The organism is Enterovibrio norvegicus FF-33, from assembly GCF_000286835.2.
Classification (GTDB): Bacteria; Pseudomonadota; Gammaproteobacteria; order Enterobacterales; family Vibrionaceae; genus Enterovibrio; species Enterovibrio norvegicus_A.
This window is the reverse complement of record NZ_AJYD02000038.1, coordinates 2,964,816-2,990,696: the sequence shown is the minus strand read 5'-3', so window position 1 is coordinate 2,990,696 and position 25,881 is coordinate 2,964,816. Positions and strand designations below refer to the sequence as shown.

20 protein-coding genes are annotated in these 25,881 nt (G+C 43.8%); 18 read left to right on the top strand and 2 right to left on the bottom strand.

Annotated elements, in window-relative coordinates; translation table 11 throughout:
* Positions 1-126: 126 nt before the first annotated feature.
* The 7 genes from A1OO_RS21270 to purF all read left to right on the top strand — a co-directional run bounded on the left by A1OO_RS21270 (position 127) and on the right by purF (position 10,557).
* Positions 127-4,308 carry a FimV/HubP family polar landmark protein gene (locus tag A1OO_RS21270; protein WP_017004384.1) on the top strand — a complete coding sequence of 1,394 codons (4,182 nt, stop codon included), beginning with the start codon at positions 127-129 and terminating at the stop codon, positions 4,306-4,308.
* Between the two features lie 150 nt (positions 4,309-4,458).
* Positions 4,459-5,268, top strand: coding sequence for a tRNA pseudouridine(38-40) synthase TruA (truA, locus tag A1OO_RS21265; RefSeq protein WP_017004383.1), 810 nt, complete (start codon positions 4,459-4,461; stop codon positions 5,266-5,268).
* Between the two features lie 270 nt (positions 5,269-5,538).
* The gene (accD, locus tag A1OO_RS21260) at positions 5,539-6,465 is read left to right on the top strand and encodes an acetyl-CoA carboxylase, carboxyltransferase subunit beta (protein WP_017004382.1); all 927 of its coding nucleotides are present in this window, start codon (positions 5,539-5,541) and stop codon (positions 6,463-6,465) included.
* 94 nt (positions 6,466-6,559) lie between these two features.
* The gene (gene folC, locus A1OO_RS21255) at positions 6,560-7,828 is read left to right on the top strand and encodes a bifunctional tetrahydrofolate synthase/dihydrofolate synthase (protein ID WP_017004381.1); all 1,269 of its coding nucleotides are present in this window, start codon (positions 6,560-6,562) and stop codon (positions 7,826-7,828) included.
* A 2-nt stretch (positions 7,829-7,830) separates the two neighbouring features.
* Positions 7,831-8,403 carry an SPOR domain-containing protein gene (locus A1OO_RS21250; RefSeq protein ID WP_017004380.1) on the top strand — a complete coding sequence of 191 codons (573 nt, stop codon included), beginning with the start codon at positions 7,831-7,833 and terminating at the stop codon, positions 8,401-8,403.
* Between the two features lie 63 nt (positions 8,404-8,466).
* Positions 8,467-8,958, top strand: coding sequence for a CvpA family protein (locus A1OO_RS21245; RefSeq protein WP_016960193.1), 492 nt, complete (start codon positions 8,467-8,469; stop codon positions 8,956-8,958).
* A gap of 84 nt (positions 8,959-9,042) precedes the next feature.
* The gene (gene purF / locus A1OO_RS21240; protein ID WP_016960194.1) at positions 9,043-10,557 is read left to right on the top strand and encodes an amidophosphoribosyltransferase; all 1,515 of its coding nucleotides are present in this window, start codon (positions 9,043-9,045) and stop codon (positions 10,555-10,557) included.
* 122 nt (positions 10,558-10,679) lie between these two features.
* Here purF and A1OO_RS21235 read toward each other — a convergent pair whose 3' ends face one another.
* Both A1OO_RS21235 and A1OO_RS21230 read right to left on the bottom strand, forming a co-directional pair.
* Positions 10,680-11,279, bottom strand: coding sequence for a Yip1 family protein (locus A1OO_RS21235; RefSeq protein ID WP_016960195.1), 600 nt, complete (start codon positions 11,277-11,279; stop codon positions 10,680-10,682).
* 181 nt (positions 11,280-11,460) lie between these two features.
* Entirely contained in the window at positions 11,461-12,351 is an 891-nt protein-coding gene (locus tag A1OO_RS21230; RefSeq protein ID WP_017004379.1) for a LysR family transcriptional regulator, read from the bottom strand.
* 297 nt (positions 12,352-12,648) lie between these two features.
* Here A1OO_RS21230 and A1OO_RS21225 point away from each other — a divergent pair, with 297 nt between their 5' ends.
* From A1OO_RS21225 to A1OO_RS21175, 11 genes are all read left to right on the top strand, one after another.
* A complete protein-coding gene (locus A1OO_RS21225; protein WP_017004378.1) occupies positions 12,649-13,704 on the top strand; it encodes a response regulator in 1,056 nt (351 codons plus the stop codon).
* A gap of 232 nt (positions 13,705-13,936) precedes the next feature.
* A complete protein-coding gene (gene rfaH / locus A1OO_RS21220; protein ID WP_017004377.1) occupies positions 13,937-14,434 on the top strand; it encodes a transcription/translation regulatory transformer protein RfaH in 498 nt (165 codons plus the stop codon).
* A gap of 108 nt (positions 14,435-14,542) precedes the next feature.
* A complete protein-coding gene (gene rfbB, locus A1OO_RS21215) occupies positions 14,543-15,604 on the top strand; it encodes a dTDP-glucose 4,6-dehydratase (RefSeq protein WP_017004376.1) in 1,062 nt (353 codons plus the stop codon).
* 69 nt (positions 15,605-15,673) lie between these two features.
* Positions 15,674-16,561: a glucose-1-phosphate thymidylyltransferase RfbA gene (gene rfbA, locus A1OO_RS21210; protein WP_017004375.1), complete on the top strand. Its 888-nt coding sequence runs from the start codon at positions 15,674-15,676 to the stop codon at positions 16,559-16,561.
* The gene (gene rfbD, locus A1OO_RS21205) at positions 16,561-17,442 is read left to right on the top strand and encodes a dTDP-4-dehydrorhamnose reductase (protein WP_017004374.1); all 882 of its coding nucleotides are present in this window, start codon (positions 16,561-16,563) and stop codon (positions 17,440-17,442) included. The genes rfbA and rfbD overlap by 1 nt, the downstream gene beginning before the upstream one ends.
* A 2-nt stretch (positions 17,443-17,444) precedes the next feature.
* Entirely contained in the window at positions 17,445-17,999 is a 555-nt protein-coding gene (rfbC, locus tag A1OO_RS21200) for a dTDP-4-dehydrorhamnose 3,5-epimerase (RefSeq protein WP_017004373.1), read from the top strand.
* An 11-nt stretch (positions 18,000-18,010) separates the two neighbouring features.
* Positions 18,011-18,787, top strand: a complete 777-nt coding sequence (locus tag A1OO_RS21195) for an ABC transporter permease (protein ID WP_050998975.1) — start codon at positions 18,011-18,013, stop codon at positions 18,785-18,787.
* Positions 18,777-20,000, top strand: coding sequence for an ABC transporter ATP-binding protein (locus A1OO_RS21190; protein ID WP_017004371.1), 1,224 nt, complete (start codon positions 18,777-18,779; stop codon positions 19,998-20,000). Before A1OO_RS21195 ends, A1OO_RS21190 begins: the two co-directional genes overlap by 11 nt.
* A complete protein-coding gene (locus tag A1OO_RS21185) occupies positions 20,000-22,642 on the top strand; it encodes a methyltransferase domain-containing protein (protein ID WP_017004370.1) in 2,643 nt (880 codons plus the stop codon). The genes A1OO_RS21190 and A1OO_RS21185 overlap by 1 nt, the downstream gene beginning before the upstream one ends.
* A gap of 38 nt (positions 22,643-22,680) precedes the next feature.
* A complete protein-coding gene (locus A1OO_RS23170) occupies positions 22,681-24,765 on the top strand; it encodes a glycosyltransferase (RefSeq protein WP_017004369.1) in 2,085 nt (694 codons plus the stop codon).
* Position 24,766: 1 nt separating this feature from the next.
* Positions 24,767-25,852, top strand: coding sequence for a hypothetical protein (locus tag A1OO_RS21175; RefSeq protein WP_017004368.1), 1,086 nt, complete (start codon positions 24,767-24,769; stop codon positions 25,850-25,852).
* Positions 25,853-25,881: the final 29 nt, after the last annotated feature.

The following is a 25,881-nucleotide window of genomic DNA, read 5'->3' as shown; positions in this document are numbered from 1 at the left end:
GCGCGGATACCGCTATATCGCAGGGCAAATTTCTCATGAGCAGTGATGCTGTTATGCGTTTCCCCGGCAAGGCTGGTTCGATATTTGCAGTGTTTTGGAATAAGCCTATTATTCTGCCATAGGGGAATGCGGGCAGTGTCCGACGCAGATTTATATAACGCCATGAAGCGAACGCTTTCTTTATCAAATGCAAGCCGTCGACTCGGCAAAATTCTTGCAGCCTCAACATTAGTGCTGAGCCTTGCTGCGACCTTTTCTGTGCATTCGGCCATTCGAATTCTTGGGCCTATTGATGAGTCGCCACCACCGAGCGCCGTCACGCCTTTATCCCAATCCACTCAAGCGCCCTCGACCGTTAATCGCCGCCAATCCGTTGGCCCAACGCGAGACAACGATACCCTTTGGTCTATCGCCACACGTTACCAGCCAAGCAATGCAGTGACGGTGTATCAAACCTTAGGTGCGGTTTTCCGCTTAAACCCTAATGCGTTTGAAGACCAAAATATTCACGGGTTAGTGCCGGGTAGTACGCTATTGATGCCGACGCTGACTGAGATCCGTCGTGAGAGCACGGATGATGTCGCCCAGCGTCTGCAAATTGACCAAGCGCGAAAAGACGCTCAGCGCGGCGTGAATCGTCAGCCTCTAAGTCAGCAGGTCGCTGCACCTGTGGCTAAACCAAAACCCACTTCACCGCCTGTTGTTGCGGCTGAAAGCGCACCCGTACCCGCGACTAAGACCGCTGAGCCAGAGATGGCAGAAACTGACACACCATCCAAGCCAGAAATGAAGGCGCAAGAAGGCATGGGTGCGGATATGATTCCGCCTAAGCCAGACATGGGGATGGTGCAAAATCAGATCGACCAATCTGATCTGCAAATGGGCAAGTTGGTTGAAAGTAACCACATACTCAAAATTCGTCTTGCCGAAGTGCAAAACGAGCTAGTCGCGCTGAAAGATCAGATGAATGCCGACGAAGAGCTTACTGAGGAAATTAAATCTTTCTTAGAAGCGCAACGTATGCGACAGGCTCAGATGGAAATGAAAGAGCCATCTTTTGTCGAGTCGCTCATGGCAAGCCCGCTCATGTTGGCGACGGTTGCGATTATTCCTGCACTGTTAGTCATTGGTGCCGCCGCCTTTATTATCATGCGTCGACGTAAAGACGATGATGATGTCGAAGAGCCGGAAGGGCTAGACAGCGCCGACCCAGACATGAATGTCATCATGGTGCCAGACGTCGATGAAGACGACGATGAGCTCGTGCTGGAAGATGATGAACTTGAGGTGACAGACGACACCGATGCTGACGATCTGTTTGGCGACGAAGGCATCTTTGATTCTGAGCTGGACGACATTAATTTGTCTGACACGTTGGAGCTGTCGGATGAGCCTTCGGAGTCAGGGTTAGATATTGATAACGACACGGACTTTGGCGGCGAAACGGATCTGAGTTCATCGATGGACTCAGATTTGGATTCCATGTTGGGTGATGACTTCGACACAGGCTCCGAAATGGGTGTCGAAGCGAGCACAGAAGGTGCCATTGGTTTAGAAGACATGGAACGCGCCCTTGATGAAATGGCGTCTCAGCCTGAAGAAACCGAGCTTAGTCCAGATGAAGCGCTGGCGGCCATGTGGGAGCAATCACTCAGCGAAGGTAATGACAGCGATGTTGATGACATTGATGCCTTGCTAAACGCAACACAGACGACGGATGAACCAGAAGCTTCAGAATCAGAAGTAATAGCGCCTGAACCAGAGGCTGGCGATCTTAATGATACGCTTGATGATTTAGGCGATGAGACGACCAATGAAGCACTGTTTGATAAGGTGCTTGATGACGAGCCAGAAGTGGACTTGTCGCAAGATATCAACCTTTCTGATGATGACTTAGACGATATTTTCAATCAAACGGCGACGGCGTCAGCCACGGATGAAAACGCGGATATAGACGGCGATCTGAGCGAAGACAGCACGGCATTGCTCGATGAATTTTTAGGCGATGATATCGATCTTATTAGCGATTCCTCTCTTGAAGAAACTGACGAAACTGATTTACAGCTCGACAGCACTGATGCGTTGCTTGATGAGCTTTTCGATGAAGAACTGCTGGATGAAGACGGTAACCTGCTGGCACCACAGGACAGCGATGACACGGAATCTCTATCACTGGATAAAGCGTTAGACAACGACGATATTTCTGACAGTGATATTTTACTGGATGAGCTTGTTGATGACGAAGATGTTGATCCGTTAGACGAAAGCGCATTGCTTGATGAAGCCATTGATGACGACGATATGCTGTCAGAATTGATTGGTGAAAAAACCGATGATGAAGACCTCGATCTGGGTGACACCGATGTGTTGTTGGATGAGTTAGTCAGCGAAGATGATGAACTCGACGGTGACAGTGCGCTATTAGGTGACGACGGCGAAGACGATGATCTGCTTGGTGAAGATCTGATCGCTATTGATGACGATGAGTTCAATCTTGATGATCTAGAGAATTCAGTAACAGATGGTGTTGCATTAGACGATATTCAAGAGGCACAACCCGAGCGAACGAAAGAGCCAGAAAGCGTAGATACTGATAGCGACATTACTGAGCTCGAAGAGTTGGTAGACGAAGTCTCTGATGCTCATGACCTTGAACCTGTTGCATCTGATTCTGATCTCGACCTGCTTGATAACTTGCTGGCACAAGACAATGAAACAGAGCAAGAACCAGCGGCAGAGCCAACAAACGATGAAACAGTTGCGTTAGACGCAGAAGAACGTGAAACGCCAGAAGCAACCCAAGACGATATCGACTTGCTTGATAGCCTATTAGGTGAAGAGCACGAAGAAAGCGCTGATACCTCGTCAAGTGACGATGACATTGCCGCGCTTGTTGATGAAACGCCTGTCACACAGACGACTGAGCCTGAAGCTAGCGAAGCAGAAACACGCGAAGCTGCAGAGGAAGTTGCATCAGCCAGTGATGAAGCCGATCTGGACAATGCACTGGCTGCCATAGAGCCAGCTTCGATGGAAGCAACAGACAGTGTTGAGACGAACACTGCCGACGATGAGCCCATCGATCTTTCATCATTGCCAGAATATGACGAAGAAGCCGCACTTGCTGATAGCGATTTTGAAGAAGCGACACCTGAAGAGCCAGTAAAAGCAGAGGTTAATGAGGAATCGTTTGATCTCGATAATCTGCCAGAATACACCGAAGAAGATGCCGCGGTTGATTTCGATGCTGCGCATTTTGACTCACAGAGTACGCCGAGTGACGACGATAACGCAGACGTAGAACGTCCTGTTGAAGAAGACATTGAACCTCAAGAGTTAGAGGAAGAAGTAAAGCCATCTTCTGAAGAAACACCCGCACCGTTTGCGGCAACGGAAAATAACACCCTCGCATTTCCACCCGTCGAGCCTATTAGTTTGGATGATCTGGGGGAGTTTGATGAAGGCGACGCATTGGGCGCGGCGCTTGATGAGCAGCGCGAACTTGATGAAGCGGTGCCTGAAAGTGAGCGCAGCCAATTCTCACAACCTTCAGCACCCGTTTCACAAGCGCCATATCGTGCCGCCGAACTTAATGAAATAGCCGAATTAGATGATGATGAGCATCAAGTCGCAGGGCTTAATATGGAAGCGTTGCTTTCAGAACCCCTAGATGATGATCATAGGGGTCTTGGCGACTTTGAGATGGAAGCGCTTGATACTCACGAGGCCTTGAGTGCCCGTGAAGCCTCAGACATTGAGAGTGCGCTGGATTCTGATGACGAGTTTGATGCGCATGACATGTTGGATGCCTCTGATGAGCAAGACATCCCCGAAGATGAAAGTGGCATTTGGAATGCAGAGCAAACGCCTGAACCCGAACTAGAGAGCGAAGATTGGTCACAGCAACCGGAAATTCTAGGCAATGACATCAAATCCATGGATTTGGATGCTGATCTCGAAGGGTTGTTGGAAGAAGCCGAAAGTGAACTTATTGAAGCGACGTCGTCGAGTGATGGCTTTATCAGCATCGATGAACTCATGAAAGACGACGGTTTACCACAAGACGATCCTGATGCGGCCAAAATGGATTTAAATGTCGGTCTCGAAGATTTCCCTGATGTGTTGAATGACATTCAGCCTGTTGATGTTGATAGCAGCGGTGAAGCGGCTACCAATATGGATTTGGCAAAAGCCTATCTGGAAATGAACGATGTAGATGGAGCGATTCAGCTTCTAGAACAAGTCATGCAAGGTGACGATTCAAACCTCAAAGAAGAAGCGCGAATGATGATTGAAAATCTTCATTAAGCGAGAATCATCGAACTCAAAGACATAAAGAGAACGGCAGGGGAGACCCTGCCGTTTTTTTATCCTTGCGCTCATCGCTGCATTTTAGTTTGAGAAGGGTATAATGCGCAGCTTCACAAAATAATGAACCGCTAAGACAGAGAAAAAACAATGAAAATCGCCCTGGGTGTTGAATATGATGGTGCACAGTATTTTGGCTGGCAGAGACAGCGTGAAGTACCCAGTGTGCAGGAACACCTTGAAAAAGCCCTGTCAAAAATCGCCAATGAACCGATTGAAGTGCTATGCGCGGGTCGCACAGATGCGGGCGTTCATGGAACGGGTCAGGTGGTTCATTTTGAGGTGAACGTTTCTAGACCGCTTCGCGCATGGACGATGGGGGTTAATACTCACCTTCCTGATGCTATAGCCGTGCGTTGGGCTAAAGAAGTACCTGATGAGTTTCATGCGCGTTTCTCAGCCACAGCGCGTCGGTATCGCTATATCATTTACAACAATGCGCTACGTCCGGGTATTCTTCGCCATGGTGTGACACACTGCCATGACGAGCTAGACGAAGCGTTAATGCATCAAGCCGGACAACATTTGTTAGGCGAAAATGATTTCACATCATTTCGTGCTGTTCAATGCCAATCGAAAACGCCATGGCGCAACATTCATCATTTAAATGTGACCCGCCAAGGCCGTTTCGTGATCATAGATATCAAAGCGAACGCGTTTGTGCATCACATGGTGCGAAACATTGCAGGTAGTTTGATCGATGTTGGCCGCAAAGCGAAAGAGCCAGAGTGGGTTCAGTGGCTTTTGGCGGCAAAAGACCGCAACTTGGCGGCAGCGACGGCAAAAGCGAATGGTTTGTATCTGGTTGAAGTGGAGTACCCGGCAATATTTGAATTGCCTGCATCGCCAGTTGGGCCACTCTTTTTACCCGATACCCAGTTAACTACCCAAGCCTCTTGAGACTACTAGGGGATGAGAAATTTTTAACTGCAAGGATAACTAGGCATTCTGGGGTTTGAACGTGCAGTCGTTTTGCAGACAGGTGTGCTAAAGGCTAGGCAAAAAATAGGTAGTACCAGTTTTTTGTCCAAAGTCTTAACAAGTTGTGTTTTAATTCCTTGTTGAATTTGTAAATATCCAGGCCACTTGTCTTCGCTACATAGAGACTGCTCACTAATAACGAGCGGCAAAAGGTCGAAGTGACAGGTGCTCCATTAGAAAAGGTCGTTCATGAGCTGGCTTGAAAAAATACTGACAAAAAGCAATATTGGTTCTTCACGTAAAGTCTCCATTCCAGAAGGCGTATGGACCAAGTGTGGCTCCTGTGAGCAGGTGCTTTATCACGCTGAGCTTGAGCGTAACCTGCATGTGTGTCCAAAGTGTGACCATCACATGCGTATGACGGCGCGTAAGCGCCTAGAAACCTTCTTAGATGAAGGAAAAGGCATTGAGTTGGGTGCGGAGCTAGAGCCAAAAGATCTGCTCAAGTTCCGTGACTCGAAGAAATACAAAGATCGCCTTTCAGCAGCACAAAAAGCCAGTGGCGAGAAAGACGCCATGGTTGTGATGAAAGGTGAAATCCTGGGTATGCCCGTTGTTGCCGCTTCCTTTGAGTTTGCCTTCATGGGCGGTTCAATGGGTGCTGTGGTTGGTGCGCGATTCGTTCGTGCGGTAGAGCAAGCGATGGAAGACAAGTGTGGCTTTGTATGCTTCTCTGCCAGTGGCGGTGCACGTATGCAAGAGGCACTAACGTCACTGATGCAAATGGCGAAAACCAGCGCAGCGCTTGAGCGTCTGTCTGGAAAGGGCTTGCCGTTTATATCGGTACTGACTGACCCAACCTTCGGTGGCGTGACAGCAAGTTTCGCAATGCTGGGTGATATCAATATTGGTGAGCCTAAAGCACTGATTGGCTTTGCGGGTCAACGCGTGATCGAACAAACCGTGCGCGAGAAGCTTCCTGAAGGCTTCCAGCGTAGTGAGTTTCTGTTGGAGCACGGCGCGATTGATATGATTGTTGATCGCCGTGAATTGCGTCAGCGTATCGGTGGTCTGTTGGCGAAAATGACCAACCATGAATCGCCGTTGGTCGTGCCAGTTGATAAACCGCTGGAAGGTGAGGTTATCGAAGCCGAGCCTCTGGACGATACAGAATAAACGTCCCACAAATGAACATCGAAAGAGCGCCTTATGGCGCTCTTTGTCGTTTAACTGATATGATTGAGCTATTGGAAGCTCGAATAGAATACTGATGTCAGAACATATTTCTCCCGGCGCCACTGCGCCATTGTCTGAGTGGTTGCGCTATTTAGAATCACTCCACACCAGTGCCATCGATCTGGGGCTGGATCGCGTCGCGCTTGTCGGTCAAAAAGGCAAGTTGATCAAACCTGCACCAAAAGTCATTACCGTCGCGGGCACGAATGGTAAAGGTTCGACCTGCGCTATCATCGAAGCGATCTTGCAAAAAGCCGGTTATAAAACCGGGGTATATAGCTCACCACACCTCATTCGCTATAACGAACGCGTTCGCATTAATGGTCAAGAGCTTGATGACGAGCGCCACTCCGAAGCCTTCGCTGCGGTAGAATCACTCCGCGGTGACACCAGCTTAAGTCTGTTTGAATTTGGCACGCTGGCTGCGCTTTGGTTATTTATTGATAACCAGATTGATGTGGCAATCATCGAGGTTGGCCTTGGTGGTCGATTAGACGCGACCAACATTGTTGACCATGATGTTTCCGTGATCACCAGCCTTGCTATCGACCATGTTGATTGGCTTGGTGATGATATCGAAGTGATTGGTTTTGAAAAGGCCGGTATTTTCCGTTCTGGGAACCCTGCCGTTTGCGGGCAACCTGAACCGCCAGCGAGTGTGGCGGCTCACGCCGATGATATCGGTGCAGAGCTTCATCAAGTTGGCTATCAGTTTAACTACCAACAACAAGATGATGTTTGGCACTGGCAGTGCGGTGCGTTTGATTTGCGCGATTTGCCTGTTCCGAATCTTCCTTTGCCAAATGCGGCGACGGCGCTCATGGCGTTGGGGCTATCAGAGCTTGATGTAACGGATGAGCAAATAGTTGACGGTTTAAGTTCGGTGACGTTGGCGGGTCGCATGCAAAGAGTGTCTGAGTCCCCGTTGGTATTGCTCGATGTGGCACATAACCCGCACTCTGCGACCTACCTGGCTCAGCAAATAGCCGCGATCAAACTAACATCGGGCGGTAAGGTTCACGCTGTTGTTGCTATGTTGAACGACAAAGATATCACCGCAACACTGGAAGCAATGAAGCCAGTGGTCGATGTGTGGTATCCCGCCTCACTGACTGGCCTAAGAGCCGCTGACTGGACACAACTCGCTTGTTACCTACCTGACTGCATCGACGGTTATGCATCGCCCACAGACGCATTTAACGCAGCACAAGCCGCGTTGACATGGCATGGCGATACCTTGATCGTCTTTGGTTCTTTCCACACCGTCGGCGAAATCGCTGACCACCTCGTTCAAACGGAGTAATTGTGGCAACTCAGTTCCAGAATCGCTTAGTCGGCACGCTCATTTTGGTTTCGTTGGGGGTGATCTTTTTGCCCGATGTATTCGACGGTGAAAAAGCGCATTATCAGGAAAGTTATCAAGCCATTCCTTTGCGTGAAGATTTTGACGAGACGCTTCTTCAAACGCCGATAGAAGCACCTGAAGACGTGGATACATTTCTTCCGCAAGACGAGCCAGTCTCGGTGACGATTGGGGACGATGTTGATAATGGAAATACAGATGATGCGACAGCAGAGGGGCGTATGCCTGTTGCTGACGATAACGCCTTGCCAAAAACAGGCTACGCAGATTCGGCATGGATCATTCGTTTAGGGACATTTCGAAACATCGACAACGCGAAGAATTTGGTGACAACCTTGCGCAGTAAGGGTTATCCCGCACAGTTGATGCCTCGTAATGTGAAAGAAGGCGAGTTGGCGCGTGTTGAAATTGGCCCTGATGTGTCTAAGGACAATTTGTCGGCTATGACAGCAGATTTAGAGTCTTTGACCGGATTGAAAGGTCAACTGCTTAGATTTAACCCACTCAACCCATAAGAAAACGTTTGCGTCGTCATTTTTTCTGTTAAAATGCGCGCGAATCGCTCAGATGATTAAAAGATGAATTGGATAGACTACGTCATTATTGGAGTGATCAGCTTTTCAGCATTGATTAGCTTGGTCCGTGGATTTGTAAAAGAAGCGTTATCGCTGGTTATTTGGTTTGGCGCCTTCTTTGTCGCGAGTAATTTCTACCCGCAATTGGCCGCTTACTTCACGAACATCCATGACGAAATGATTCGAAATGGCGCTGCTATTGCGGCGCTGTTTATTGCCACCTTAATTGTTGGCGCTGTGGTGAACTATGTCATCGGGCAATTAGTTCAAAAAACAGGCCTTTCTGGAACTGATAGAGTGCTAGGCGTGGTTTTTGGCGGTATTCGCGGCGTACTGATAGTCGCTGCGTTATTGTTCTTCCTCGATGCGTTCACTAATTTTTCCAGCGCCAGCGAGTGGAAACAATCACAATTGATCCCTAAGTTTGGGGTAGTGATTGAATGGTTTTTCTCGTATTTGGAGCAGAGCTCCAGCTTTTTGCCCAAGGTGATCTAGCGTCAGCCTGCTTTTAGCAGATAAAGGCAGGAAAACGTAAAACAGTTCCCTGGGCTTACTTTTGCGTTACAAGGAACAGCATACATGTGTGGGATTGTTGGAATCGTGGGTGAAACCCCGGTTAATCAGTCAATTTACGATGCGTTGACAGTACTTCAGCACCGTGGTCAGGATGCCGCCGGCATTGTAACTATTGACAACAACCGCTTTCGCTTAAGAAAAGCGAACGGCTTGGTAAAAGATGTATTCCAACTCAAGCATATGCAACGCTTGCAGGGAACGGTTGGGATAGGGCATGCGCGCTATCCAACAGCCGGCAGTTCTAGTGTGTCTGAGGCACAGCCGTTTTATGTTAACTCACCTTACGGCATTACACTTGCGCACAACGGAAACCTCACTAACGCGAATGAACTGCGTGAGTCGCTTTTCGCTCAAGACCGCCGCCACCTTAACACCACGTCTGATTCTGAAGTTCTCCTCAACGTTCTTGCTCATCAAATCGATGAAGCTGCCGCTTTTCCTCTGACGGAAGAAGATGTGTTTAAAGCTGTTCGCGCAGTGCATAAACAAATTCGCGGTGCTTATGCTGTCGTGGCAATGATCATTGGTCATGGGCTTATCGCATTTCGTGACCCGCATGGTATTCGCCCATTATGTTTGGGCAAACGCACTGTGAACAATCGTGAAGAATACATGGTCGCGTCTGAGTCGGTTGCCCTTGATGCAGTCGGCTTTGATTTCGTGCGTGATGTTGCGCCGGGTGAAGCGGTTTACATTACATTTGATGGACAGTTGTATACACGTCAGTGCTCAGATACTCCGTCACTGTCGCCATGTATCTTTGAGTTTGTCTATTTTGCTCGTCCTGATTCCTTCATTGATAAGATTTCGGTATATGCCGCACGTATCAATATGGGCAAGAAACTCGGTGCGAAAATTCGTCGTGAATGGGATGACCTCGACATTGACGTGGTGATTCCTATCCCAGAAACGTCTTGCGACATCGCGCTGGAAATCGCTCAAGAGCTGAATAAACCGTATCGCCAAGGGTTTGTGAAAAACCGCTATGTTGGTCGTACCTTTATCATGCCTGGTCAGCAGCAGCGTCGTAAATCTGTTCGTCGCAAGCTCAACGCAATTCGCTCTGAGTTCAAAGGTAAATCAGTGCTGCTGGTTGATGACTCTATCGTGCGCGGCACAACCTCTGAGCAGATCATCGAAATGGCACGAGAAGCCGGCGCGAAACGCGTATATATGGCCTCTGCGGCGCCAGAAGTTCGTTTCCCTAACGTTTACGGCATTGATATGCCAAGTGCTAACGAATTGATTGCACACGGCCGTGAAGTGGATGAAATCGGCAGCATCATTGGTGCTGACGGCTTGATTTTCCAAGACTTAGCTGACTTAGAAGATGCGGTACGAGAGGGTAACCCTGACGTGAAGCAATTTGACAGCTCTGTATTTAGCGGTCAATACGTTACCCAGGACATCAATCAAGAATACCTTGAGTATATTGATAGCTTGCGAAACGATGAAACCAAAGAGCTTCGCGAGCAACAGCAAGAACTAGCAAACCTCGAGATTTATAACGAGAGCTAAGAAAAACAGAGACAAATAAAAAGCGCGGTCACTGCAATAGCGACCGCGCTTTTTTGTATCTCGTGTTTTCAGTTGTGAGCTTTGCCAATGACTCATCAGCTTTCAACGGAGAGCATACTCGGTTAGTTCACGAACATGGGGCCAAAGCCGACATTCCACATGATCACAGTACTTGCCAAAATTGCGACAAGCAGAACCAACCCACAGGTGACCACTGAACTGGCATAAATAAATCCACGTTCTTCAGGAATGTGCATGATGATTGGCACACCAGTGTAAAGAAGGTAAATCGAATAGGCGATACCTGCCAACCCGACCAGCATGACGAACCAGACCACAGGAAAGAGCGCGGCTAAACCTACCATAAAGACAGGAGTGGCCGTGTAGGCAGAAAGCTCAAGCGCTTGCGTGTAAGTTGGATCGGAACCAAAAGTACGACTCATCCATAGAGTCAGGTAGGCGAGAGCCATCACACCCGTGATCAGGGCAAAATACATGGCGCCAGCAATAATTAGTGCGCTTTGTTCCGTCAGAAAAATCGGGTCGCCGACACCAATACTCCAACCAATGTGCGCACTCGAGTAATAGGCACAAATTGGTGGTATAAGCGCCATGATGGCAGCGTGACCCAAACTGCTTGATGCGCCTTCATGGCGGTCATCAATATTTTGCCATTCCTCTTTCGGATGGGTATACAAACCTAGCAAGTGTCCCAAAATCATAATCGCTCCTTCCGTTTGCAGAAACCATCGTTAACGTTTGTGCAGAGAAAGATATCGCTGCTTTATGGTTTTACATCCCTATAACATTTAGCGGTCACCGGGCGGCTTAGCAAGTTTTCATTGGCAAAAGTGTGTTGATTTTTTAAGCACTTATCGCTTTTGGGACATTCAGTGAACTAGGTCACGTTTGAGTGTTGTTTGTATGAAAATAGCCAAATGCAAAATCAATAAATGCGCGCAGCTTGGCAGGCAAGTTAGTTTTGCCATGGTACATCAGGAAGATATCGCGGGGGCAGGTTGTCCACTCGGGAAGTACTTGGACGAGTTCATTGGATTCGATGTCTTTTTGTACCAGCACATCAGGTATTAATGCGATACCCAATCCATCTTTAGCGGCTGCGCGCACTAACCGAAGCTCTGATGCTTCAAAACGGCCTTGTTGCGTAATACATAGCTGCTGGCCTTGTTGATTTGTTAGTCGCCAGCGCATCAGAGGCCACCCCTTTAACAAATGATGCTGAGTGAGATCCGCTGCATCGCTTAACGGAGAATGATTTGTGGTGTACTCAGGACTAGCAACGAGAATGTCTTTTACCGTGTGCAGCTTTCGTGCAATCAGAGATGAATCGCGCTGTGGGCCAATGCGGATAAAAGCATGACGATCATCAGAATGCTGCGCGGTTGAATCATTTGACAGCTCAAGGTCGAGCTTGATATCAGGATATTTAGTCAAGAATGCGCTAAACATGGGCTGCAGCAGTTTCATTGCTATATTGGACGGCGCACTGATTTTGAGCGTTCCAGACTCCCCTTTGCAACATTCAGAGAGGCTTTCAGTCGCCTCCATCAATTGTTCGAGCAAAGGGGAGCACTTTTCGTAAAAACCTTGGCCGGCTTCGGTCAACGATAGCTTTCTCGCATCACGATGAAGAAGCTTAATCTTTATGTCTTCCTCAAGCGCTTGTATACGGCGAGTCAATGTAGCGACAGGTATACCTGTTTTCTTTGAAGCTAAGGTGTAGCTGCCGTTTTCGACGATAAGACGAAAGAGATTTAGGTCATCAAGTTTCATGTGTATTCACGATAATGCGATTGCCTTCAATAAAAAGGCAAGGAGTTAGCCATTTGAAATTAACAAGGCGGACTTTTCGTTGTCTCATATCAATAAGCAGCGTCGTAGTTCGCGTAATGTTCATGCGATAGCTAACTTATTGGGCGAGTTTTTTCTTTTCTGTATACATCAGGTTATGTGTACTGGTACGGAGAATTACGTGTATGTTGCAACGTCGTAGCGGATTTCAAACTATCCTAAAGAGATTCGGCGACGTTCGTCAAGCGTAAATTAGCCCCCAATCAGGAGAACAAGACAGTGTTGGAAGGTAAAGAGGTTCTGATTGTTGAAGATGATCCCGTGTTCATTCGGATCATCGGTGGCTTTCTACGTAAAGAAGGGTGCATTATTAGAGAGGCGGGGAATGGTCTTGATGGGCTCAAAGCACTCAGAGAAGGCATTCCCGATCTGCTGCTCAGTGATTTATCTATGCCTGTTATGACAGGTTTGGAATTCGTAGAGGAAGTCAGCCTCGAATATCCCATGCTCCCTGTGATCGTCATCTCTGGCACGGGCGGGATGTCCGATGTCGCACAGGCATTGCGATTTGGCGTCAAAGATTTTCTGATTAAACCCATTGACGACATCATGGTGGTGAAGTCGGCCATCATTTCTGTTTTAGAAGATGCAGACGGTGGTACGAGTAGCGACGCCGATTTTAGCCAGCAGTGGTTTAAGCTCGCACAAGGCGGCGACCAGCCATTAACCGAAGAATTGAAGTGGCATCTCGATGACTTGCTCGATAATCCCGGCAATGCAAGAGATTTACTGATGGGGTTGATGCCAGACCAAGACTCACGCCAAGGAGATTGGAGACTCTCATACCATTCCCTGCAATCAGCAGACTCCAGCCCAGTGGTGCTTGATTATACGTGGATGATGGATGGCCAAATGGCCTTCTACATGGTGGATAGCGGCTCAGCAGGAAAAAACGGCACCGCAACCACGCTGATGATTCGTGCGTTTTTCAACGAATACCTGCGATCTCAAGACGCAGACGAACGTGGCTTTGTGCATCTTGTTCATCAAATAGAACATGCCATTAAAAAATCGACCTACGCCAGCCCCATCAGAGCCATGTTTGGCATACTCAATGCCGCCGATAACGAACTTAGTGTGTTGTCCGCAGGGCTAAACGCCGTGGTTGATGGGACAGGAAACGCTATCATCGTCAACAACGACCATCTGCTAGGTGTAGATGCTGCTAGTGAGCATTTTCAAACGATTGATCTGGCAAGCGGAAATGTGCGCGTTTCACTCAGTGAAGTCGGGCTCACCAGCTTTAGCTTAGATATTCAACGTTTGAGTGCTTAATTCACAAATATAAATCCTCTCAAAACCTGCTCATTAAAGGCCGCACATCAAATGTGGCCTTTTGTTTTTCTGAAAAATGCCACATACAACAATTCAAACTATGAACTAGTGCAGACAAATTGAGCTGTCGGCTGCACAGCCCTTGCTGCTCGATGACCAGCCTAATATACTCTTGAGTCGCGTCGCAGAGACGGTGCAAAATTGGCTAGCTAGGACATCGGCGAGAAATATAATGAATTCATGGTATCTGCTCTATTGTAAACGCAGCGAGCAACAACGCGCAGAGCAGCACCTCAAGCGACAAGGCGTCGACTGTTACTACCCTCAAGTCACGGTTGAAAAAATTCGCCGCGGTAAAAGAACCCCGCAGCTTGAACCTCTCTTTCCAAACTACGTGTTTGCTTCCTTTGACCCCGAAAAAATCGCGTATACCACAGTCCGTTCAACCCGTGGTGTTGTAGATTTTGTGAGGCATGGTGCAGTGCCTTGTACTGTTCCGTTTGAACTGATTTTGAGCCTAATGGCTCATGAGGATTCAGATGAGCAACGTGATCAACTCAATGACATATTGAAGCCAGGTGATGAAGTCGAAGTGTTAGATGGCCAATTTGAAGGCTCTGATGCTATTTACAAAGAAGCGGATGGGGAAATGCGCTCGATCTTGCTGATCAACTTGCTCAGCCGTCAGGTGGAAGTCTCCACTGAAAACAGTGTGTTGAGAAGAAAATAGTACAAACATTCGAGAACGAAAATTCTAGCTATCGCGTGCTTTGGGGACGACACCTAAGGGCGGTAGCGTGTAAATTCGCTAATTTTAGATTTAAAAAAGAGTTTGAACATGAAAATACTCGTCACCGGTGGTGCAGGATTTATTGGTTCGGCGGTTGTGCGCCACATAATCAATAATACTCAAGATAGCGTGGTCAATGTAGACAAGTTGACCTACGCAGGTAACTTAGAATCATTGACTGAAGTCAGTAAAAATGGACGATATGCTTTTGAGCAGGTCGACATTTGTGATCGAGAAGCACTGAATCGAGTTTTCAAAGAACACAAACCTGACACTGTGATGCATTTAGCAGCTGAGTCTCACGTAGACCGCTCAATTGATGGGCCAGCAGCATTTATCGAGACCAACATCGTTGGAACATATGTATTGTTGGAAGCAACAAGAAGTTACTGGAATGAACTTGATTCAGAACGAAAATCAGCATTTCGTTTCCACCATATTTCAACCGATGAAGTTTATGGTGACTTGGTGGGCACGGATGATCTTTTCACCGAAGAGACCTCTTATGAACCATCGAGCCCATATTCCGCGTCAAAAGCATCTAGCGACCACTTAGTGCGAGCTTGGCTACGAACTTATGGCTTACCAACCCTTGTGACAAACTGCTCTAACAACTACGGTCCATACCATTTCCCGGAAAAGTTGATTCCGCTAATGATCCTTAACGCCTTGGAAGGCAAGGCATTGCCTGTCTACGGTGATGGAATGCAGATTCGTGATTGGCTATTTGTCGAAGACCATGCCCGCGCGCTTTACAAAGTCGTCACGGAAGGAAAAGTAGGCGAAACCTACAACATTGGTGGGCACAACGAGAAAGCCAACATCGAAGTTGTGAACACGATTTGCGACTTGCTTGAAGAGCTTCGCACAACCAAGCCAGAGGGTGTCAGACACTATAACGATCTGATTACTTATGTAAAAGACCGCCCTGGTCACGATGTACGTTACGCTATCGACGCATCAAAAATTGAAAGAGAACTCGGCTGGAAACCAGAAGAAACCTTCGAATCCGGCATTAGAAAAACTGTTGAATGGTACCTAAACAACCAAGAATGGTGGTCACGCGTTCTTGACGGTTCATACACTGGCGAACGTTTCGGCTCAAACTAACGGGTCTTTAATTTTTATTATCTGGCTCTAATTCGAGCTTCGAACCTCTTAATCTAGGAACTTAAATCCATGAAAGGTATTGTTCTTGCTGGTGGCTCAGGCACGCGTCTGTACCCATTAACTCGTGGTGTATCAAAGCAACTTCTGCCTATCTACGATAAGCCAATGGTGTTCTATCCAATTTCAACTTTAATGCTTGCAGGCATTAAAGATATTTTAATCATCACTACCCCAGAAGATAATGCTGGCTTTAAGCGCTTGTTGGGAGATGGATCCTATTTTGGTATTAAACTTGAATATGCGATTCAACCTAGCCCGGATGGTTTAGCTCAAGCGTTTATCATCGGTGAAGAATTCATTGGTGACGACAGCGTTTGCTTGGTACTTGGTGATAACATCTTCTATGGCCAGTCTTTTTCAAAAACCCTTAATAAAGCAGCTTCACGAGAATCAGGAGCAACGGTCTTTGGCTATCAAGTTAAAGACCCAGAACGTTTTGGTGTGGTTGAATTCGATGAAGATATGAAAGCTGTATCGATTGAAGAAAAGCCAGAAGAACCAAAATCAAACTATGCAGTAACAGGTCTTTATTTCTACGATAACCGTGTTGTAGAAATGGCAAAGCAAGTTAAGCCATCCCATCGAGGAGAGCTTGAAATCACTACTTTGAACGAAATGTATCTTAATGATGGTTCACTGAACGTAGAATTATTAGGTCGAGGTTTTGCATGGCTAGATACAGGCACACATGAAAGCCTTCATGAAGCGTCTTCTTTTGTTCAAACTATAGAGAATGTTCAAGGCTTAAAAGTCGCGTGTTTAGAAGAAATTGCATGGCGCAATGGTTGGTTGAATGATAAGCAGGTGTTAACACTGGCAAAACCGATGATGAAAAATGAATACGGTCAGTATTTGACTCGTCTAGTAAATGACAGCCAAAAAACGGGTCTGAGATAATGCGTGTACTAATTACGGGTTGTTATGGTCAAGTGGGTTATTGCCTTACTGAGCAATTAACTAACAAAGAAAAAACCACAGTGCTAGCTCTTGATAAAGAACTCCTTGATATAACCAATAAAGATGCGGTGAAAGCCGCTGTTGAAGAGTTCCAGCCAACTATCATTATTAACGCGGCAGCGCATACTGCGGTTGATAAAGCGGAAGAAGAAGTAGAACTCTCTTATGCGATTAACCGCGATGGACCAAAATACCTGGCACAAGCGGCGGAAGGTGTAGGCGCTGCAATACTTCATATATCGACGGATTATGTCTTTGAAGGCAATAAGGAGAGCGAGTATGAAGAAAGCGACATCCCAAATCCGCAAGGGGTTTATGGCGAAAGTAAACTTGCTGGTGAAATCGCTGTAATAGAAGCATGCGCTCAACACATAATTCTTCGAACCGCATGGGTGTTTGGTGAGAGGGGCAATAATTTTGTAAAAACCATGTTGCGCTTGGGTGCCGATAGAGATGCGCTAGGTATTGTTGGAGACCAATTTGGTGGGCCAACGTATGCAGGTGATATTGCAAAGACGTTAATTCAAATAGCCATGCGCATCACCCAAGGTGACGCCTTAGAATATGGGGTATATCACTATTCAGGTTTGCCTCATGTTAGTTGGTATGAATTTGCAGAGGCTATTTTCAATACGGCAGTCGAGCAAGCCGTTATCACGAAAAAGCCAAGCTTAAGCAGTATTACAACAGCCCATTATCCCTCACGGGCAAAGCGGCCAACTAACTCCCGTTTAAGTACTCAAAAAATCACCAGTGCATTATCGATAGATGCGAGTGACTGGAAAGAAGCCTTAAAGAACTTAGAAGAGTACAAGAGTTAATTATGAATATTATCGAGACAGATATTCCAGATGTAAAGATCATCGAGCCTACAGTGTTTGGTGATGAGCGTGGGTTCTTTATGGAAACATGGAATCATAAAAAATTTGAAGAATTGGTGACAGGAAAGCCAATACATTTTGTACAAGATAACCATTCAAAGTCAAAGCAAGGTATTCTTCGTGGCCTTCATTATCAAACAGAAAATACCCAAGGTAAGCTAGTTCGCGTCGTATCAGGTGAAGTGTTTGATGTGGCAGTAGATATACGGAAAAACTCGGCAACCTTTGGCAAGTGGGTTGGAGTTTATCTTTCAGCAGAGAATAAGCGTCAACTATGGGTCCCAGAAGGTTTTGCGCATGGATTTTATGTAACCAGCGAAGAGGCTGAGTTCGTGTACAAATGCACCGATTACTATAACCCGACAGTTGAACAGTCAATTATATGGAATGATGGTGATATTGGGATCAAATGGCCTATTGAAGGTGGCAAGTTACCACAATTATCAGAGAAAGACAAAAAAGCTACCTCATTGATTCAGCATGCTAGGCTAGACTAGGGATTATTGTTTTGAACGTTCTAAAAAATAGAGATTTAATTCAACAGATTTCAAAAAGAAATATACACGTAAGATATAAAGGTTCAATGCTAGGTATATGTTGGAGCCTCCTAAATCCACTCTTTTTATTGACTGTCTATACCTTTGTATTTGGTTTTATATTTAAAGCCAAGTGGGGGGATGGGAGTCTTGCAAGTTACCCTGTTATATTGTTTTCTGGTTTAATATTTCATTTCTTTTTTATAGAAGTGCTATCAACAAGTAGCCAGTTAATTACGTCTAATGGCAACTATGTCAAAAAAGTCGTGTTCCCACTGGAAGTACTTGTTATTTCCAATTTCATCTCACATATATTCAACCTATTAATTGGCTTTTCGTTACTTATAGCTGCGATAATCGTGACAGGAGGGGACGCAATTAATGCATTTTTTGGAATGCTGATTATAGCACCGCCATTTCTAATTCTGACATTGGGGTTATCGTATATATTCAGCTCATTTGGTGTGTACATAAAAGATATTGTGCATGTAGTAGGTTTGGCGTCCACGCTATTTTTATTCGCAAGTCCAATTCTATTTCCGATTGATACATTGCCTGAGGTGGTCCAAAGTGTGGTTTACATTAATCCAATTTCATTTGTAGTAGATGGCTTTAGATCTATGGCATTTGCTACAACTGAATTCTCACTATATGGATATGCGATATATTCAGTTTTATCAGTTATTTTTTACTGTCTAGGAAAGATCGCATTCAGAAGGCTAAGTCGAGGTTTTTCAGATGTTGTGTAATGAAGCTATCAAAATTTCAGGAATTACAAAAGAATTCCACCAATTCAAAACACCAATCCGCAGTGTCTATCGTTTGCTTGCGAATAAAAGCATGGATGGTGCAGACAATTTTATAGCAGTGTCAGATGTTTCCTTTTCAGTGAAGAAAGGAGAGAGAGTTGGTATTGTTGGGGCAAATGGAGCAGGCAAATCAACAATTCTACAAATGATTGCAGGAACAATAAACCCATCTAAGGGCACTGTCGAAGTAAACGGAAAAGTAGCAGCACTGCTTGAATTAGGCGCTGGTTTTAATCTTGAGTTTACTGGCATTGAAAATATTTACCTATATGCTTCTCTATTAGGGATAGATAAAACCACTATAGAGAAACGCATACCTTACATTAAAGCGTTTGCAGATATTGGAGATTTCATCGAGAAACCGGTCAAAACATATTCTAGTGGAATGTTTGTTAGATTGGCTTTTTCCGTCGCAATCAATGTCGATCCCGACATACTGATTGTAGACGAAGCTCTCTCTGTGGGAGATTATTTATTCCAAAGTAAATGTCACAGAGCATTTGAGCAATTTCAGTCTAAAGGCGGTACAGTGCTTTTTGTTTCACATGATCTAACTGCGGTAAGAAATACCTGTGACAGGGCAATTTTAATTGATAAAGGGAAAATGATTTTAGACTCTACACCCGACGTTGTTGTTAACTCGTATCAAGAGCTAATGAAAACAAATGAAATAACTTGGTTGAAAAGCCAAAGTGAAATACGTTCTGAATATAGGTTCGGCGAAGGTGGTGGGATTATAGATGACGTTATTGTATCTTCAAAAGGCAAATATGATGTTTTGGATATTGAAGCGAACAGTGATATTTCATTTAAACTGATATATGAGTTATATGATGATTTTGAACATCCAGTAGTGACCTTAACCTTAAGAAATGCTTCCGGAATTGATGTTTGGGGCGTAAATACTAAGCAAATGGGTCTAAAGTTAAATGGTGCTAAAGGGAAAAAAGAGATTACAATTAGCGTTCCCAACTTCCTGGCTGTAGGTTCTTATACAATTAATGCTGGATTGGTTGATTTTCCTGAAAATATGCCCTTTATTGAACATGACCATCGTTGGGGGATGAAATTGTTGACCATTTCAGGTGATACTAATTGCATGGGTTTCATTAACATGAAGCCATCAGTTCATGTTGATGAAGGGGGTAAGTAATGGCTACCGAAAGGTTATATTTTTCATCTGATTCTCAACTCAATATAGAATCGAATGCTGAAGATTTGGATAATATAGAAAGGCATGAATCCAGATATCAATTCGCAGCAAAACAGTTAACATGTGATTCTTTGGTATTAGACTGTGCCTGTGGTAGTGGATATGGAAGCGATATATTAAAGGCGTACTGCAAAAACATAATAGGCGTAGATATAGATCCCGATGCTATCAGGTTTGCTGAAAACAAATATAAAGCTGATAACTTGAAATTCGTGTGCGGCGACATTCGAGAGTTAGCCCCCAGTTTAGAACCTGTCGATACGGTAGTCTGCCTTGAAACGTTGGAGCATGTAGAAGACCCAAGAATATTACTTGATGGTTTTATGAAAGTTCTTAAACCTGATGGACAACTTGTAATTTCAACACCAGTTCGCGAAACTAGTCGTGAGAACCCGTTGAACAGTTATCATGTACTCGAGTTTACCAATGATGACTTGAAACGTATTTTATCCAACTACTTTCACGAGGTTGAAATACGAATACAGGATCAGGATAGATTCATTCGTATAGATGAAAATATACATTGGGGCTTTGCGCTTGCAATATGTAAGTATCCGAAAAATATGACTATCGGGTTTATTGATACAGTTATCAAAGATAGAGAGCCAAAAGAGATGGAAGGCAAGAAAAATAAATCAATAGTTTCCGATGTTGCCTCTATTGCTGGCTCTGCGATATTTAAACCGAATATCTCACATGGATGCTATGATATCGCAGACGGTGTGGAGATACGGGAAAATGTTGTGATAGAAAATCACAATGGTGGCAAATTTAAAATAGGTAAGAATTCCGTTTTGGGCTACGGCTGTTGGGTTAATGCAACAGGTAACATATTAATCGGCGACAATACACTTATTGGTGCAAATACAATAATTACGAGCTCATCTCACCATATAAAAGAGAATACACCAATAGCTAACCAAGGCATGTCTCTTGCTCAAGTTACTGTTGGTTCAAATGTATGGATAGGTAGCAATGTTTCTATCCTTAAAGGAGTTACAATAGGTGATAATAGTGTAATCGGAGCTAACTGTGTTATAAAAGCGGATGTTGCTTCTGATACAATATTAAAATCGAGTGATGCTATCGTTGAAGAAAGGAAGAAAACAAACAAAGTTGCATTTTATCTTTTACCTTTCAAAATGCGTGAGAGTGCTTTGACATTCGAGTGTATATATGACCGATATAAAAAACTAGCAGAATCATTTAGGCATCAAGATTGGGATGTCGTGTTTATTTCAACCAATGAATTGGCACAAAAAATCTCAAAAGATGGCTGGTCAACTATAAGCCCGTCAACATATAACGTTGACTATGACAATGCAACATGGTTTCAACGTTGGAAACGTATCTTAAATAGCGAATCAGATGAATTGCATGAGCAGTTTTTGTCAAACATGCTAAGTGATCAATTACCAGAAATTGTTTTTTGCTGGAACTTTGACGGTCTATTAAAGCAGCAATGTTATACAAATAAAATAAGTATATATTTTAATGAGTTAGGTATATCAAGAACACCAAATCCGACTATATATTACAGTGACCCAGATGGAGTTAATAACAAGAGCGCTTTTTTAGATTTTTGGAGTGAATTTGGCGATTTTAAACTGTCTGAACACGAAAAAACAATTTCTCGATTGACTTTAGCTAAAGTTAGAAGCAACTACCCTCAACCACGTCACCAAAGGAGGGAATATATATTTGACTCTCTTGATATACCTGAAAGTTGTAGGATCGTATTAGTCGTGCTTCAGGTTGAGGATGATTCAAACATTGTTGCCGGTTCGAAATATGAAACAATGAAAGAGTTTGTTAATGATTGTCTAACGTATGGTGATGAAAACACATGGTTCGTAATCAAAAAACACCCGGGTCAACCAGATTGCGAATTAGATACTTATGAGAGAGCAATTGTTGCTGACAATGAAATATCAACAGAAGAGCTTATTGCCATATCCAACGACGTATTTACAATCAATTCGTCACTCGGTTTTGAAGCCTGCTTAGCTGGGAAGAAAGTGTATACGTTTGGTAAATCGCCGTATACAGAAGATAGAATTATTGTAGATGCGACAAAGTCAAAAACTAACTCGATCTTCCAAGATAGCCCAGAAGCTGACATCGAAGATGATTTACTACTTAAATTCGTATATTTAACGTATCACCAATATTTTCTTTCTGAGAGAAAATTTTTTGACGCTGAAACGCATTTACGTCGCCATAAGCTTAAAAAATTAACTAGTGATGAGTCAAAAGCATACTTTTTCGATCATGGTTCATATTTTAAAGAACGTGAATTGGATGTTAATAGATTTCAAAACAAAGTTTTACAAGATTCAATTCTTGGATATGAAAATTGGATTCAAAGCTTGAAAGAAACTGAAAGTAGTGTACATGAAGTTTCGTCATGGGCCCAATCTTTGGATAAACAATTGGCACATGCAAACCAAGAAATTGACAGGTTGAGTTTTGAAAATGATGAATTGAAACTTGAATATGAACAGGCTTTAAGAATACAGCATTTATTCGATAGGTATCCTTTAAGAATTCTTGCTAAAATAGTGGATAAGATTCGAAAGTAATTCCAAAATATATTGTAAATGTACAGTGTAGGTATGTAATGTTTAAGATTAACGCTAAAAAATTGCTAAGAAGTGCGTATTATAAACTCCCGCCTAAAAGAAGGCACCAATTACTTCATTTATATCAAAAGGCGATAAATGTTGGCGTTGTGACACTTGAGTCAACTGAAAAATTTAATTCGGAATTAACTACAGTAATAAATCCAAAGATTACTGGTGATCTTTCTTGTCTTGGAGTCTTTAGTAAAGAAAATAGGCAATCTAGCATATTAGTTTTCCCTGTTATAGACTGGGACTTTCGCATTCAGCGTCCTCAACATTTGGCCCGTGGGCTAGGTGAATTAGACTACAAAGTTGTATACCTTACAACCACATTTAATGTTTGTCCTGAACCAGGGTTTAAGATCATTAAAAGCCCTGCGTGTAATGTTGTAGTTTGTCAGCTCAATATTAATAGACACGGTGTTAATATTTATAAAGACCATCTAGATGCCGAGCTACTCAAATTCATTACGCATAGTATTTATTGGCTAAGGTTGTCTTTGGGAATGGATGTCACGCAGTCGATAGTTAATTTACCTTTTTGGCGAAGAGTCGTAGAAGCCTTGCCTTCAAATGACATCATCTACGATTGTATGGATCACCATGAGGGATTTGACAACAATGAAGACGAAATGTTGAAAGAGGAGGAGCTCCTTCTTGAATGCTCAGATTTGGTCATTACAACAGCTCAGCGCTTATCTGAAATTGTAGCAGAAAAGAAAGAAAACGTTATTATAAGAAACGGTGCAGAGGTTGAGTATTTTTCTAAACGACCGAACACAATAAACCTTTTAAATAAAAACAGACCGATCGTTGGTTATTATGGAGCAATAGCCGAATGGTTTGATGTTCAATTATTAATTCGATGTGCCAAAGCGTATGAAGATTGGGACTTCATAATGATTGGCAATGTGACCTGCGATGTATCTGAAGCTAAGAAACTCGGGAATGTAAGGTTTCTTGGGGAAATACCCTATGACAAACTAACGGGTTTCCTAGCTGACTTTGATATTTGCTTGATACCGTTTAAGTTAATTGAACTAACGTTATGCACAAACCCCGTTAAGGTCTACGAATATTTAGCAGCAGGAAAACCTGTTGTGTGCACAGCAATGCCTGAAGTGAAGATAATTGATGATATGGTTCATGTGGCAGAGTCATATAAAGACTTCATTAAACTAATGCAAGTAGCCATGGACGAGTCGAAAGATAGTGCTCTGCTTAAAAGTAGAAAAGAATGGGCCATGGGGCATGATTGGAGCAATAGGGCACAAGAAATACACAAACAAATAAAATTGCTTAATAAGAAGCATCCAAAAGTGAGTTTAATTGTTCTAACATACAATAATCTAGAATTGACCAAAGAATGCTTGGAAAGTATCAGAAGAAATACTAAATACAATAATTATGAGGTCATTATTGTGGACAATATGTCTACGGATGGAACTCGAGAATATCTGTCTCGTAATTATCATGGTGTGGATAATTATAAAATTATTTTAAATGATCAGAATTTGGGATTTTCTGGCGGAAATAACGTCGGACTGAGGCGAGCTACAGGTGAGATTCTTGTTTTGTTAAATAACGATACATATGTCAGTCCATTTTGGCTTGGTGCCTTAGTTAATACATTTAATAAAAACTCAGATCTTGGCCTAATTGGCCCTGTAACAAATAACATTGGTAACGAGTCAAAAATAAATTTGGCCTATTCAGATTGGTCAGATATGAATGTGAAAGTTATTGACTATTACTCGAGGAATATTGGTAAATTATATCCTTTAGAGTGTGCGGCTTTTTTCTGTGTTGCTATAACGCGGAACGTTTTTGAATCTGTTGGTGATATGTCACAGGAATATGGTTTAGGTTTTTTTGAAGATGATGATTATTGTATTCGCGTTAAAAACTGTGGATGGAAGATAGCCGCTGTAGAGCAATCATTCGTACATCATCATTTGTCAGCCAGTTTTAATAAACTAAAAGACAATAAAAAACAGGAACTAATGGACAGAAATAAAGCAATCTTTGAATCAAAATGGGGAGAGTGGAAGCCGCATAAATACCGTTCTGGTGTTAAATAAAATGCATTTAGTGTATATATCACCGGTGCCTTGGAATAGCGTCGCACAGCGTCCTCATTTCTTTGCCAAAGCTGCTCTTCGAAGTGGCTTCAGCTCTGTGTTGTGGGTCGAGCCAACGCCATCCAGACTTCCACAACTGAATGACCTTCAAACTAAGTTGTTCTCTGTCGAAGCCGATAGTTTCTATAAGCCGGAAGAAATAGAGCTCTTAAAACTAAGCTGTATTCCGGTTGAACCGCTGGGGAAAGTTTATGATTTTGTTAATCGAAAAATGGTATCCGATGCTTTAAGACGCATTCATGATTATTCTCTGGGTGGTGCAGATACTGTTTTAGTGATTGGTAAACCGAGCCGTTTATCTTTAAAGGTAATGGTTGGGTTGAAGTTTAGGACAGTTATCTTTGACGTTATGGATGATTTCCCTCAGTTCTTTCAAGGGATATCCGCAAGAAGTATGGATAAACTTAATCGTATAGTTATTCAAAGCGCAGATAAGTGCTTTTTCTCATCCCATAATCTTCAAGCAAAATATGGTTCTCTGGCTAAACAGTCTGAACTTGTTTTAAATGCGTGTGATGATGAGTTTCAAAGCCAGTGTCAATCACTGGCACATGAGAGACATTTAAGATCATCAAGTCCCAGAACGTTTGGATATGTAGGGAGTATTGCTGAATGGTTTGACTGGGGTAGCGTGATATCTCTGGCCATAGATAATCCAAAGGATAAAGTTGTAATTGTTGGTCCAAATTACGCAAAAAGCATCCCTAAGTTGCCTTCAAATATAGAATTAAGAAAGGCTGTGCAGCATAGTGAACTACCAAAATTGCTGGCTTCTTTTGATTTTGGCTTAATTCCCTTCAAGATAAATGAACTAACGAATTCAGTCGATCCAGTAAAGTACTACGAATATGTGGCAGCAGGTCTGAATGTAATCTCGACAGAGTTTGGTGAGATGAGATTTAGAATTGATAGTGGGAAAGCAGTCAGTTTCAATCAGTTCAAGGAAGGGCTAACACCACAACAAGGTGGTTCAATTACTTGGGATGACAGGTTTTATAACGTTTTTGGGAAAATGCTTTTTGCCTAAATGTAGCCAACCAATCTGTTGATGTAAAT